Raw genomic sequence first — 13,364 nt, 5'->3', positions numbered from 1 at the left:
GACAACCTGGATCTGACTTCCGAGGAGGTGGGAGCGTCCAATCGTGGGGTGCGGGTTGTTGCGCACTCTCCGGATCAGGCCGACGACCTCGCCAGCCGGGGACTTCCGGATGATTCTCCTATTGAGCAGGTCGTGGCCGGCTGATGTGGGGTACTGAGGATGTCCTGAACCCGGTCGCGTTCGTGCTGTTCGACCAGCAGGCCGAAGATCGGGCGCGCAACCAATTGTTTGTAATCGCTATTCTGCTGGGGACGGCGGCCTCGTGTGTGGTGGCCGCGCTGCAGTCGGCTTTGCGATTGCGACCGTCCAGACGGTTACCGACACCTACCCCGTAGAGATCAGCTGGTGGCGGCGACGGAGCGACGGCTCCAACAACTCGCCGTACGGCCCGTGTTCGTCGAAGTGCACCTCGCCGGCATGTACCACCGCCCGTAGCCGCATCGCCACCGCCGGGTATGGCGCGTTGTAGCGGGTGAGGAACTGCTCAGCTCGGGGACGACCGCTCCCAGCAGCAGCGTCTTGGGCACTCGGTCGGATGGGCAGATGAGGCCCATCACACCGCCGCCGCGGTCCAGGAGCCGGTCGACGTCGTCGTCGAGGACCCCGTGGACCCGTTCCCGCTCCGATGAACCACGCCGGGTACCGCGACAAGGTGATCAAGCCTCAGATCGACCTCATGCACGAGCGCGGAGTCTGGGTACGGCCCGAACGCTGACCCACTACTCATGTGCCCGGTACTCGAATGGCGGCGGCGTCATTTCAGCGGTACAACATGACTCCCGCGATGAGCCCGCACATGAGACAGGTGGCGAGAAGCTTCACCATGACCGAGACCGTGCAGTAAATCTTCATGCCAGAGATGGTGCGACCCGGCGGCGCGGCGCACTGTGCGGCCGGTTACAGCTCGGCTGTGCTTCGGGTCGCCTCATACCCCGGCCCGCCGCCGCAACCCGAGCAGATCGCGCAGCACGATCGAGTGACCGCTGATCTCGACGAGGCCGCGGGCGACCAGCGTCTGCAGCACGCGGTTGACCGCCGGCCGGCTGGCGCCGATCATTCCGGCGAGATCAGACTGGGTCAGACCCAGCTCGACCACGATCCGGTCCCCGGTCTGGCCGCTGTCTTCGGCCAGCCGCAGCAGCAGCTTGGCGAGCCGGGCGCCGAGATCGAGGAACACCAGGTCGCCGGCCTGCTCGGTCAGCCGGCGCACCAGCGCCCCCAGCGAGGTCAGCAGGGCATCGCGGACGGCGGCATGGGTGCCCATCAGCTCCAGCAGCACCGGGCGGGTCAGCATGAGCACGGTCGTCGGTACCACCGCGACCACCGAGGCGGACCGGGGACCCTGGTCCAGAACCGCGAGCTCGCCGAACATCTCGTGCGTGCCCAGGGTGATCAGGACCATCTCGCCGCCCTGGTCCGAGACGAGAACCACCTTGACCAGACCGCGCCCGACGATGAACAGCCGATCCCCGGGGTCACCTTGGTAACACAGGTATTGTCCCTTGCCGTAGGTGCGCCGCAGGCACCGCGCGGCTACGGATTCGAGCTCGGAGTCCCCCAGCGCCGCGAACAGGGTGGTGCCACCGAGAATGCCGACCGGGTCGAGCGGCTCTGCGTTCGGCGGCATCGACCGAATCGCCCCTTTCCGGCCGGTGCGACAACGGCAGTTCCCATTGTCGCCGTTCCCGACCAGGGCGGCAAACGCTCGCCGGCAAATGCCGGCAGCAGCGCAAAGTTCTCCGTTCTGAAACGTCCCTTGTCGGCACGGCGACACCGGCTGTGTGCTCTGTGGCACAGCGCCGACGGCTCTGCGCGAGGACAGTCCACAGACGCACCCTGGAAAGCAGTTAGTTGGAGGACCGCCCCATGCGCCCTCACCGCCTCGTCACGCTAGCCATCACGATCGCCGTCACGATCACCCTTGCCAACCCCGGTCTCGCGCCTGCCATGTGGACCTCGGTGAGCGAGGACATGTTCCAGACCGAGCACGTGTGCCGCGACGGCCTGACCATCGACCTCGCCTCGACGCTCGACGGGCCGAGGAGTGTCCACGTCTGGGTCGCCGACCAGTCGAACCCGCCCGGCCAGTGGTTCTTCCACACGTCGTTCCTGATTCCGGCGCACCTGACAACGAACAACACTCAGCAGATGCGGGACATGACGCTGTTCTCGGCCAAGTCCTTGGGACGGCTGAACAAGGTCATCTGGGGGCCCCTGCGGAACCCGGCCGTGGGAAGCCAGATTCGCGTGGCGGTCGAGTCGACCGACACCTTCTACACCCGCACCGTGGAATCCTGCTCGGTGAACGGCCGGCGGGACCTGTTCACTACGGGTTACGTGTGGCAGCACCGCGAGCCGTGGACCTGGCCGGCCGCCGTCCCGTACCCCTTCACGCCCGACCAGTACTGGTCCTACAACAGCACCGGGCAGGCCAACAGCATCACCAGGACTGGCCGCGGCGTCTACACCGTCCAGTTTCCCGGCCTGGGGAGCCCGGGCGGGAACGCTCAGGTGACGACCTATGGGACGACGCCGTCGTTCTGCAAGATCGCAAGCACCCGTTGGGCGTCCGCGGGCTCGCTCCTGCGCCTGAACGTTCGCTGTTTCGACCCCGGGACCGGCGGGCCGGCCGACGGTGAGTTCCTCGCGTCGTACACCTCGGGCGGCGGCACCGCCAACACCTACGCCTTCGCCCTGGTCGACCAGCCCAGCGGGGACGGCAGGTCCCCGGCGAACCCGTCCTACCAGTACAACAACCGGGGCGGCCCGATCATGGTCGACCACTCGCCGAAGGTGCCGGGCCGGTACACCGTCACGATTCCCACCATCTACGCGGTCTCGCCGGGCGGAACCGCGAAGGTCACCGCGGTGGGCGACACGGCCGCCGACTGCCGGCTCGTCTGGTTCGGGCCCGCGCAGGCCAGCCAGATCGCGGTCGTCCAGTGCTACACCGGCACCGGCCAGGCGGCCGATCAGCAGTTCACCATCGCGTACATGGACCACATGAACGTGATCGGCGACAACATGATGTCCTACGCGTACGCGCTGGTGGACGAGCCCTGGCGGCAGGACCGGGGTTACACCACGAACCCGGCCTACCAGTTCAGCCGGGCGATGGACCGGACCGGGTCGGTGCGGATCGGAGCGCGGGACTACGACGACAGCCCCTTCGACGTGCTGCTGCCGTACCAGCGCGGCGGCTTCTCGCCCCAGGGCCAGAGCTGGGACGGCGGCACGGTGCACGTCACCGCCTACGGCAATGGCACCACCCGCTGCCAACTCGGGGGGTGGAGCGACGGCGGCGACGAGATATGGGGGAGCATGCCGGGCGAGGTGCCCCAGGTGGGCCGGGTGGCCACCGTGATCTGCTTCGACGCCAAGGGCGCCAGGGCGGGCAGTGCCTTCACCCTGCAGTACACCGGGCAGATCCAGTAGGAGGCCACCGGGTTGAGCTCGAGTTGGCGGCCCTTCGTGCCGGACCAGGTCATCGATCTGGTCCGGCACGGGCCGCCGCCGGTGGGTCGCCCGGTACGCCACGACGCGGTGGTGCTGTTCGCCGACGTGGCCGGGTTCACCGCGCTGAGCGAGACGCTCAGCGCGTCGGGACCGCGCGGCACCGAGGAGCTGAACCGGCGCCTCAACGTCTACTTCGGACAATTAATCGAACGGGCGGTTCGGTACGGCGGGAACGTGGTGCGGTTCGCCGGGGACGCGGTGACCGCGGTGTTCCCGGCGGACGACCCCCGGCTGGCGGTGCGGTGCGCGCTGGACATGCGGTCGGAGTCCACCAGGTTCGAGCTGACCATGAAGGCCGGGCTCGCCCTCGGCACGCTGCACGGTGTCGTGCTCGGCGACCCGGACGTCCGGCTCGAGTACGTGGTCATGGGCGACGCGGTCGACCTGGCCGCCGCGGCCGAGCACGTCGGCGCCCCGGGCGAGGTCCTGGTCGACCAGACCTTGCTGGACGCGTGCGCCGGAATCGAGACGGCGCGGCGGCGGGGCCGGGTGCACCTGGTGTCCGGCCTGGTGCCGCCGGTGGCCGCCCCGCCGGAGCCGGAGCCGGAGCCGGTGCCGGCAGCCGAGGCGGCGACCGCCCGGCTGGCGCCGTTCCTGCATCGCCCGATCGCGGCCCGGCTGCTGGCCGGGCGTGGCGGTCTGGTCAACGAACACCGCAAGGTCAGTGTCGCGTTCGTGGGCCTACCCGAATGGGCCGCCGAGCGGTTCCAGGAGTTCGCGGTCGAGGCGGTGCGCACGATCGACCGGCACGGCGGGCATCTGCTCCAGATCGACACCGCGGACAAGGGCAACCTGCTCGTGGTCTGCTTCGGCGCACCGGTCAGCCACGAGGACGACGAGGAGCGCGCGGTCCGCTGCTGCCTGGACCTGCTCGGCCTGCCCGGCGGCCCGTTCCGCGCCGGGCTCACCACGGCATACGCGTACTGCGGCGAGGTGGGCTCGTTGCGCCGCAAGGAGTATCTGGTCATGGGCGACGCGGTGAACCTGGCCGCGCGGCTCATGCAGGCCGCCCGGCCCGGTCAGGTGCTCGTGGACCGGAGCACCCACGAGCGCGTGGCAGAATCCGTTGTGGCCCAAGCACTCCAGCCGGTTGTGGTGAAGGGCAAAGCCGCGCCGGTCCCGGTCTGGCAGGTCGACGCTGTCGCCGAGCGGGCCGGCCGGGCGGCGGCCGGTGAGCGGCTCATCGGACGCGAACCCGAGGTCGACCGGCTCCGCACGCTGGTCGACCGGGCCGCCGCCGGCCGCGGCCAACTCGTCGTGATCACCGGAGAGGCCGGGGTCGGCAAGTCCCGGCTGGCCGCCGAGGCGGTCCGCATCGCCACGAGCGCGGGCTTCGTGCCCTACCAGGGCGCGGCCAGCGCGCGGGAGACCCTGACGAGCTTCTTCGGCTGGCGCCCGGTCTGGCACCGGTTGCTCGGACTGACCGGCGACCAGTCGCTCGCCGCGCGACAGGACCGGTTGCGCGAGCGGGTCGCCGCCATCGACGGCGGCTCGACGCACCGGGCGCCACTGCTCGCCCCGGTCGTCAACCTCCCGATGGCGGACACGGATCTCACCGCCGGCCTGGACACCGCCACCCGGTCGGAGGCCTTGCGGGTACTCCTCGCCGACGTGCTGCGCCGGCGCGCCGCGGCCGGCCCCACCATGATCGTCCTCGAGGACTGCCACTGGCTGGATGCGGCCTCGGCCAGGCTGCTCGCCTTCCTCGCCGGCACGATCGCCGCCGCGCCAGTCCTGTTCGTCGTCACGGCTCGTCCGGACAGCGGGGCGGCGACGGTGCTCGAGCCACTGACCCGGCTCGAGCATCATCGCGGGCTGGCCCTGCCGGAGCTCACCGCGCCCGACGCCGAGCGCCTGGTCACCGGCCGGCTGCGGCGGCTCTATGGCGCGGACGTCGTGCTGTCCGCCGAACTGCTCGACGCGCTGACCGCCCGGGGCGCCGGCAATCCCTTCTATCTCGAGGAACTGGCCAGCCTGGTGCACGCTCGCGGGCTCGATCCGGCCGACCCGCAAGCCGTCGCGGCCATCGAGCTGCCGGACACGCTGCGCAGCCTGCTGACCGCGCGGCTCGACCAGCTCGACGAGGGCGAGCAGGCGACGGTCAAGGTGGCCAGCGTGATCGGCCAGGTGTTCCCGGCGAGCTGGGTCTGGGGTGCCTACCCGCAGCTCGGTGGCGCCGACGTGGTACGCGGCTACCTCAATCGGCTCGACCGACTCGACCTCACCCCGGTGCGGCACGCCGGACCGGAGCCGGAGTTCGCGTTCCGGCATGTTCTCACCCAGGAAGCGGCCTACGGCACACTCACCTTCGCAATGCGCGCGCAACTGCACGAGTCGGTCGCACGGTTCATCGAGCGGACCTACGGGCCGGACCTCGCGGCGTATGTCGACGCCCTGGCCTACCACTACGGCCGCGGCGACAACCCGGCCAAGCAGCTCATCTGGTTTCGCGCGGCGGGCGACGCGGCGCGGTCCACCTACGCGAACGAGGCCGCGGTCGGCTACTACCAAAGGCTGCTCGCTTTGCTGCCGGCCGAGGAGCGGGGTGCGGTGCTGGTCGACCTCGGCGGCGTGTGGCACCTGACCGGGCAGTGGACCGACGCCGAACAGGCCTACCGCGAGGCGATCCGGCTCGCCGGGCCGGCGGGTGACCGGGCAGTGGTCGCCAGGAGCCAGCGCGAGCTCGGCCTGCTGTGCACCTACCGCCGGGCCTACGCCGACGCCGTCGACTGGCTGACCCGGGCCGGGGCGGAGTTCGAGCGGCTCGGTGATCTGCCCGGGGTGGCGAGCACGCTCGACCGGCTGTCCTTCGCGCACTTCCAGCAGGGGCGCTACGCCGAGGCGCTGGCCACCGCCGAACGGCACCTGGCCATCGCCACCGAGGCCGGCGACCAGACTGGGCGGAGCATCGCGCTGGAGAACATGGGCCTGGTGCACGGGCACACCAGCGACCACCGGACGGCGGTCGATCTGTTGGGGCAGGCACTGCGAATCGCCGAGGACACCGGCAACCTGCGCGGGGTGAGCTACGCCGCCAACGACCTCGCCGGCGTGTACGTCCGGCAGGGCGACCACATGCGGGCGATGGAGTACCTGGAACGGGCCCGGGCCGCCGCCGAGCGGATCGGTTTCCGGTCCCTGGCCGCCGTCCTGATCGGCAATGCCGGCGAGCTGTACCGCGAGCACGGCGACAACGCCCGCGCCGTCGGCTGCCTCGGCTACGCCCTGCGGATCGCGCTCGACCTCGGCGACTGGCACAGCCTGCTCGGCCAGTTGGGCAACCTGGGGCTGACCGCCGCCGCGCAGGGCCGGCTCGACGTCGCCGACCGGTTGCTGGACCGGACCGTCGGGCTGGCTCGCGTCCTCACCTCGCCCTACGTGGTGTGCGAGTACCTCTACTGGTTGGCCCGGCTGCGGGCCGACCGCGACCGGCCCACCGAAGCCGAGCGGCACAACGCGGAGGCGCTGGAGATCGCCGACCGGATCGACCATCGCCACCACCGGCTGCACTGCCGCCTGCTGGCACTGCGGTTGGCGCACACGGCCGGCCAGCTGGACTCCGGCACGGTCGCGCGGCACCTCAACGACCTGCTGCCGGACTGGCCGGAACCCGCTGAGCAGGCCGCGATCCACGCCGAACTGTGGGAGCTGACCGGTTCCGCCGCCGACCGGGACCTCGCCACCAAGCTCTACCGGTCCCACTACGAGCGCGCGCCCGACGAGGAGTGCCGGCAACGCCTGGCCCGACTCACCGACGACCCGCCACCGCCGGCTCCGCCACTACCGCAGATGCCACCCGAGGTCACCGACGCCGACCTCGACATCGAGACCGTGCTCCGGCGCATCGACCTCGAACTCGCCGGCCGGACCGGGCCGTCCCCGCCCTAGGCAGGTTGCGGACGGGACCGGTCCCGCGCCGCGGGCCGACGAGCCCGCCAGATCTCTTCCAAGCTGCGGCTACGCGGAGCGCAAGCCAAGGACGAGGCCCACGACGCCCGCCGGGCGCTGCCCGGGTTGACCGGCCCCGCAGCCGGGCGGGCACGGCGCGCCCTCAACCACTGGCGCACACGATCGGATACACCGACACGGTCGTGGCCCAGACCCGGTCCCGGCTGGCCGGCAGCATGCCCAACTCAGCCACCCGCTGGCCGACTTCCTCGTCCGGGGCGAGTTCGACCGGCACCTGCGCCGGATGCGGCCGATCTTCCGACGCCGCCGCGACGTGCTGCTCACCGCGTTGCGGGAGCGGGCGCCGCTGTTGCGGCCGGCGGGCATCGCCGCCGGTCTGCACCTGGTCGCCGGGCTCCCGCCGGAACTGGACGAGGCCGCCGTGGTGGCGGCCGCCGCCCGGCGCGGTGTGGCCGTGCACGACGTGGCGGCATACCGGCTGTCCAGCACCGGCCCCGGCGGACTGCTTCGACTATTCCTCGCTGACCGAGCGGTCCATTGTGGACGGAATTGTGGTCATTGCCGAGGTGCTCGACCAAATGGTGGCTAGATTGTCTAGACCATCGCCAATATATTGACCTTTCGTTCGATCGTCGCAGTTCAGCCTTGTTTACTCGGGGATCTGAGGAGGACCTATGCGGCACACGCCCGTCGAGTTGACCGCGCGAAGACCACCGATCGACCAGCCGCCGGCGCGGCGGCGGGGCACCTGGCGGCGACGCCTGACCGCGATCGTCTCGTTCACCATGCTGGCCACCGCAGTGGCGGTGGTGGCTACCGAATCGACCGCGCTGGCCATGCCGGCGAACTGCACGACCGTCAACGGGGGCACCTACGCGCAAAGCCTGTGCACCAGCGGTGTCGGGGAACACCGGGTGATCATGACCCAGCAGCACTTCCAGCCGGGTGCTGGCCCCATCGTGTGCGTGGGTCCGTGGACGCCTGTGGGATCGGTCTCCCACACCAGTTGTGCCCCGCACACGGTCATCTCGGTACAGGTCCAGACCCGGGAGCCCACCGACCCGGGCATGGGCGGACAGCCGGAGCCGCCACCGACTGAGCCGCCGCCGTCCGGCGACGGGCTGGACTGCCGGTCCTTCGGTCAGACGATGCAGACCTACATCGAGCCGCTTCATTACCGGGCGATGCGGTTCACCTTCATCATCCAGTACTGCTACAACAACGCACGCGACCTCGTGCGGGTCCTACCCCGCATTCTGCCGCCGGAGATCCAGCTACCGGCCGAGGAAGTGGCCCACGGCCGACCGGTCGGCTCGGTCGGAACCATGCAGATCAACTCGCTCGTCGCGACCTTTCCCATTGTCACGCAGAATGACCCGCCGGTGCGGACCAGCCAGGGCCAGACGTACTCCGGCGTCTACACCATCAATGGCTCGTTCACCCCGAACCCCGGGTTGGGGGTGCCCCGAGTCCAAAACGGCCAGGCGACCATTGGCGTGCTCATCAACAATGACCGTGCGTTCCCGATCCCGCCGGTCTTCATCCGGCTGACCTGAACAGGCGGTACGGCCCAACAGGACCGGGGCGGCCAGGACATGGCCGCTCCGGTCCACTGGAACCGTCGAATGCTCCAGCGTCCGCCCCGGTCCTCCCGTCGGTGCGCCGGTCGCTTCCCGATCGGACAACCGGCGGGGATGGTCGCCGCGGTGCGGACCGGCGAACACTCGCTGACATGAGCGAAGCGGAAAGCAGCGAGGGCGCGGACACTTGCCATTGAAGTCAGCAACGGCCTGGTCGCCGCGCCGGCGTGGGCGGCGCCGCTACGTCGCCGGCATCGGCGAAGTGGCGGTGAGAAGTCAGGTCGACCATCGCCCTCGTGGGTGACCATGATCCCGCTGTGGTCCGGTGCGGTGTAGGGGTTCCCGTCCGCCGCGGCCACGATCGCTGGAACGAGGTGATCATCGCCAGCTTTCTTGGTAATAAAGGCTTTCGTGCCCATCCGGATACATTCCAGTACGAACTCCCGCGAGGTTAGGCCTGAGAAGACCAGCGCCCGAGCCGCCAGGGCTCACGCCGGGCTCTCAAGGCGGTAGCGTGTGGTGCCCGCGTGCCGGTCCGGCCGAGGCGGCGCTGACCGACCCCAGCCCACTGGTCCGCGTCATCGCACGGTGATCCTGCGCCGGGCCGGTCAGGCCGCAGCCACCACCTACCGCACGTCGTTGCCAAACCAGCGGCCACCCGCTCCGGACGCACTCGCCGACCGCGGGACCCGGCGCAGTGGACTCCTAAGCAGTCGCTATCCCACGGTCCGGCACATATGAGCCGAACGCTTCCTCTCGCTTGACGGTCACGCGTGAGCACCCCGGCATTCCCAAGTTACCTGAGCCGCGGTCGAGCCCGAATCGGCGATGCCGCCCGAGCCATCTCCGAATTCGAGGGCCTGCTCGCCGATCAGCGACGCAACGTAGGAGCGGGCCGGCGTGAGGCGATCATGGAACCGGACCGTCCTGGGGCGGGAGGAGATACCCGCCGTCTGCGAAGCCGACGGTCTGGTGTGGACTCCTCGGCAGGTGCGGCAAGCGAGGATGTGCTTCAGGGAGCCGGAACGTTCACGACGTCCGCTTCTGCCGACGTGTGGGTGTATTCACCCTGGGTTGAGAGGTATTTGGCTGAGGTAGCCTTTCAGGCGGTGAGGTCGTCCGGCGTCGGGGGCGGCGACGGAGCCACGACGTTGGCCGCAGGAGGTGCGACAGGCGCAAGGAGGCACCGGAGCCGGCAGGAGGTCCGGGAACAGTTGCCGGTTGCGCGCACGCGGAAAGCCCGAGATTGGTCACCCCCGTTAAGGCGACGGCCGAAGCACCGAGAACGTTGGTCGTCCGGGCAATCCGATCCAACTGTCATGAAGACCTTGGGTCACGCCGAACCAGGTGGCTGTTTCCTTGGCCGCGGGCCCCGGCCGGGTGATGGTGGGGCCGGGTGTGCGTTGCGGCTGTCCCAGGCTACTGGCAGGGAGATGACGCCGTGGATGGCCGCGTTCTGCCGCAGTGGGATCTTGTCGGCGGGCACGGCCAGGCGGAGGTTGGGCAGCCGGCGCAGCAGGTGGGTGAACGCGATGGTCATCTCGGCCCGGGCCAGTTGCTGGCCGACGCACAGGTGGATTCCGTGCCCGAACGCCAGATGCGGCCCCTGGTCTCGGCTGATGTCCAGCGTCGCGGCGTCCGGCCAGCGCCTGGCATCCAGGTTGGCCGCGAGGGTCGAGATCAGCACAAGGTTGTTGGCCGGAATCCGGACACCGGCCAACTCGACGTCTTCCGTCGTCACCCGAAACAGTCCCAACTGGACGATCGACAGGAAGCGCAGCAGCTCGTCAACCGCGCCGTCGATGAGCGTCGGATCGGCGCGCAGCGCGGAGAGCTGATCAGGGTGCTCCAGCAGGGCGAACGTGCCGAGTGCCACCGTGTTCGCCGTGGTCTCGTGGCCGCCGATGAGCAACTGGTTGGCGATGTTGGCCAGCTCGACATCGGTCAGTGGCGGGTGCGCCGACCGGTCCTGGACCAGTGCGGAGATGATGTCGTCCGCCGGCTCGACGCGCTTACGCCGCACCAACTCCACCATGAACTCGTGCAGCCGCCGTTCCGACTCGTGCCGCTCGTCGACCGAGATGTCCAACCGCTGAAACGTCGCCGTCCAGTCCTGGAACCTAGCCCGGTCGGCGTAGGGAACCCCGAGCAACTCGCAGATGATCAGCGTGGGAACCGGCTGGGCGAACTGGGCGACCAGGTCAGCGGGACTGCCCGCGGCCAGCATCGTGTCCAGCCGCGCCGTGACGGTCTCTTCGATGAACGCCCGCAGCTTTCGCATGCGTCGCATCGTGAACTGCCCGGCGAGCAGCCGCCGGTACCGGGTGTGTTGCGGCGGGTCCAGTTGGAGCAACGCCCCGGCACGTCGCTGCGTGTCGGTCACGACCTTGCGCTGCTCCTCGGTCAGGCTCCCCATGTCGGCGGTGCGGTATCGGTCCGAGCTGAACCGCGTATCCGCCAGCACGGCGCGGGCCTCGGCGTACCGGCAAACCAGCCAGACCGATTCCCCGTTCTCCCTGACGGTATGGTGCACCGGACCCAGGGAACCCAGTGTCGCCAATCCCGGGGGGAGACCGAATGGATCCGATCTTCTCATGATCTCGGCCAGCAGGGGCGACTGCGGCGCCCTCCCCCGTTTCCCGGTCACGCTCACCAATTCACTGTAGTGATTCGGCATCGGGAAGCAACCGCCGCACGAGCCCGGCTGGCGGGCATGGTGCCGGTTGCCGGGTTGGGGAGCTCCCGTTCGAAGCCGAAGGCCGATAGCGTTGGGCAAAAGAAGAGGAGCTGTCTGTGGAGACTCGGCCCGTCGTGCCCGGGGGAATAGCGGCAACGATCGAGTTGGGCGGCGACCTCACGGTCAGCCGACTCGGGTTCGGCGCCATCTGGCTCACCGGCGAGGGAATCTGGGGATCGCCGCCAGACCGCGACGGGGCGAAGGCGGTGTTGCGCAAGGCCGTCGAGCTCGGGGTGAACTTCATCGACACCGCGGACTCGTATGGTCCCGGATTCAGCGAGGAGCTCATCGCCGAAGCCCTGCACCCCTACCCCGGCGATCTGGTGATCGCGACCAAGGGCGGGCTGGAGCGGCCCGGGCCCTTGCAGTGGTCGGTCAACGGCCGTCCCGAACACCTGATCGAGGCCTGCGAAGGCAGCCTGCGCAGGTTGCGGCTCGAACGGATCCCGCTCTACCAACTCCACCTGCCCGACCCGGACGTACCGCTGGAGGATTCCATCGGTGCTCTGGTCACTCTGAAGGACCAGGGCAAGATCCGGCATATCGGTCTGTCCAATGTAGACGAAGCGCAAGTTCGGCGGGCGCGGCTGCTCACCTCGATCGTGTCCGTCCAGAATCGCTACAACGTCCCCGACCGCAGGTCGGAGCAGTTGGTCGACCTCTGCGCGCGGGAAAAACTGGCCTTCCTGCCGTGGGCGCCACTGCAGGACGCCGACGAGACCCCTCTGGTCCGGGAAATCGCGCGACGCCACCAGGTGACACCACGGCAGATCGTGCTCGCTTGGCTGCTGGCCAGGTCGCCAACGATCCTGCCCATTCCGGGCACCTCGTCCGTGCCGCACCTGGAGGAAAACGTGGCCGCGACGGCCGTCCGGCTGACCGCTGCCGAGGTCAGCTCGCTCACCGAGCACGCCGGATGATCCAGACCCCGGCTTGGCGGGATCCGACTTCCAGGTGCGGCTGCTGGCGCAGCAGGCGACTTTGAAACAGGCCCTACGGTTCAGCCAAGCGGACAGAGCACAAGGTATCCGTCCAGACGGGACACGTGCTCGGTGTCCGGATCGGGCGGAAGCGCGTGGCCGAGCGGGCCGGCGCGAACTTCGCCGATCCACTGGTCGTGCTGGTACTCGTGGTTGATCAGAGCCGTCAGCAGGTGGGTGGCGACGATGCTCAGCTGAGCCGGTGCTGCGACCCGGCCGCCCGCGATCGCGTTCATCCGCGCGTGCACGCGTTCGGCCACGGTCTCGCGGAAGGCGGTGAGCCGTTGGATGGTGGGCAGCGCGCCGCGGAAGCGTTCCGGCTGCGCGGAGTCCATGATGCCGTCCAACTCGGGGTCGGGGCTGGGTTCGGCCGCGGTGAGGTTGCGGACCATGAAGTGGGCGACGTGGGCCTGATGGCCCAGGTGCCAGCCGATCGCGCTGGAGTTCTCGTCCGGCCGCCAGGTCACCTCGTCTGGGCTGAGGTCCTGCCATAGCTGGTCGGTGTAGGTCCGGGCACGGTCGTACTCGCGGAGAAGCGCTGTCACCTCGTGCATGCGATCACCTCCGATATGGCGGTCAGGACGGCGACGTCAAGTTTGACAGTCCCACACGGGGACAGTTCTGTGACGAATCCCGCCGGGG

At 69.6% G+C, this 13,364-nt stretch carries 8 protein-coding genes; 4 read left to right on the top strand and 4 right to left on the bottom strand.

The window, feature by feature from the left end:
* Nucleotides 1-925: 925 nt before the first annotated feature.
* Nucleotides 926-1,627: a Crp/Fnr family transcriptional regulator gene (locus VFO68_RS17855; RefSeq protein WP_325159439.1), complete on the bottom strand. Its 702-nt coding sequence runs from the start codon at nt 1,625-1,627 to the stop codon at nt 926-928.
* A 239-nt stretch (nt 1,628-1,866) separates the two neighbouring features.
* Between VFO68_RS17855 and VFO68_RS17850 the strand changes: the two genes are divergently transcribed.
* The gene (locus VFO68_RS17850) at nt 1,867-3,435 is read left to right on the top strand and encodes a hypothetical protein (RefSeq protein ID WP_325159438.1); all 1,569 of its coding nucleotides are present in this window, start codon (nt 1,867-1,869) and stop codon (nt 3,433-3,435) included.
* Between the two features lie 12 nt (nt 3,436-3,447).
* Nucleotides 3,448-7,404, top strand: a complete 3,957-nt coding sequence (locus tag VFO68_RS17845) for a tetratricopeptide repeat protein (RefSeq protein WP_325159437.1) — start codon at nt 3,448-3,450, stop codon at nt 7,402-7,404.
* 163 nt (nt 7,405-7,567) lie between these two features.
* On the opposite strand, the gene VFO68_RS17840 is transcribed toward VFO68_RS17845, so the two are convergent.
* A complete protein-coding gene (locus VFO68_RS17840; protein ID WP_325159436.1) occupies nt 7,568-7,885 on the bottom strand; it encodes a hypothetical protein in 318 nt (105 codons plus the stop codon).
* A 214-nt stretch (nt 7,886-8,099) separates the two neighbouring features.
* On the opposite strand from VFO68_RS17840, the gene VFO68_RS17835 reads away from it, so the two are divergent.
* On the top strand, nt 8,100-8,981 hold the full coding sequence (locus VFO68_RS17835) for a hypothetical protein (RefSeq protein WP_325159435.1): 882 nt from the start codon (nt 8,100-8,102) through the stop codon (nt 8,979-8,981).
* Between the two features lie 1,357 nt (nt 8,982-10,338).
* Here VFO68_RS17835 and VFO68_RS17830 read toward each other — a convergent pair.
* Entirely contained in the window at nt 10,339-11,538 is a 1,200-nt protein-coding gene (locus VFO68_RS17830) for a cytochrome P450 (protein ID WP_325159434.1), read from the bottom strand.
* A 260-nt stretch (nt 11,539-11,798) separates the two neighbouring features.
* On the opposite strand from VFO68_RS17830, the gene VFO68_RS17825 reads away from it, so the two are divergent.
* On the top strand, nt 11,799-12,662 hold the full coding sequence (locus VFO68_RS17825; protein WP_325159433.1) for an aldo/keto reductase: 864 nt from the start codon (nt 11,799-11,801) through the stop codon (nt 12,660-12,662).
* Between the two features lie 80 nt (nt 12,663-12,742).
* Here VFO68_RS17825 and VFO68_RS17820 read toward each other — a convergent pair whose 3' ends face one another.
* Nucleotides 12,743-13,276, bottom strand: a complete 534-nt coding sequence (locus tag VFO68_RS17820; RefSeq protein ID WP_325159432.1) for a DinB family protein — start codon at nt 13,274-13,276, stop codon at nt 12,743-12,745.
* Between the last annotated feature and the right edge of the window lie 88 nt (nt 13,277-13,364).

Source organism: Actinophytocola sp., assembly GCF_035712165.1.
Classification (GTDB): Bacteria; Actinomycetota; Actinomycetes; order Mycobacteriales; family Pseudonocardiaceae; genus DASYTH01.
Note: the sequence above shows the minus strand (reverse complement) of the source record. Positions and strands in the feature narration are given on the sequence as shown.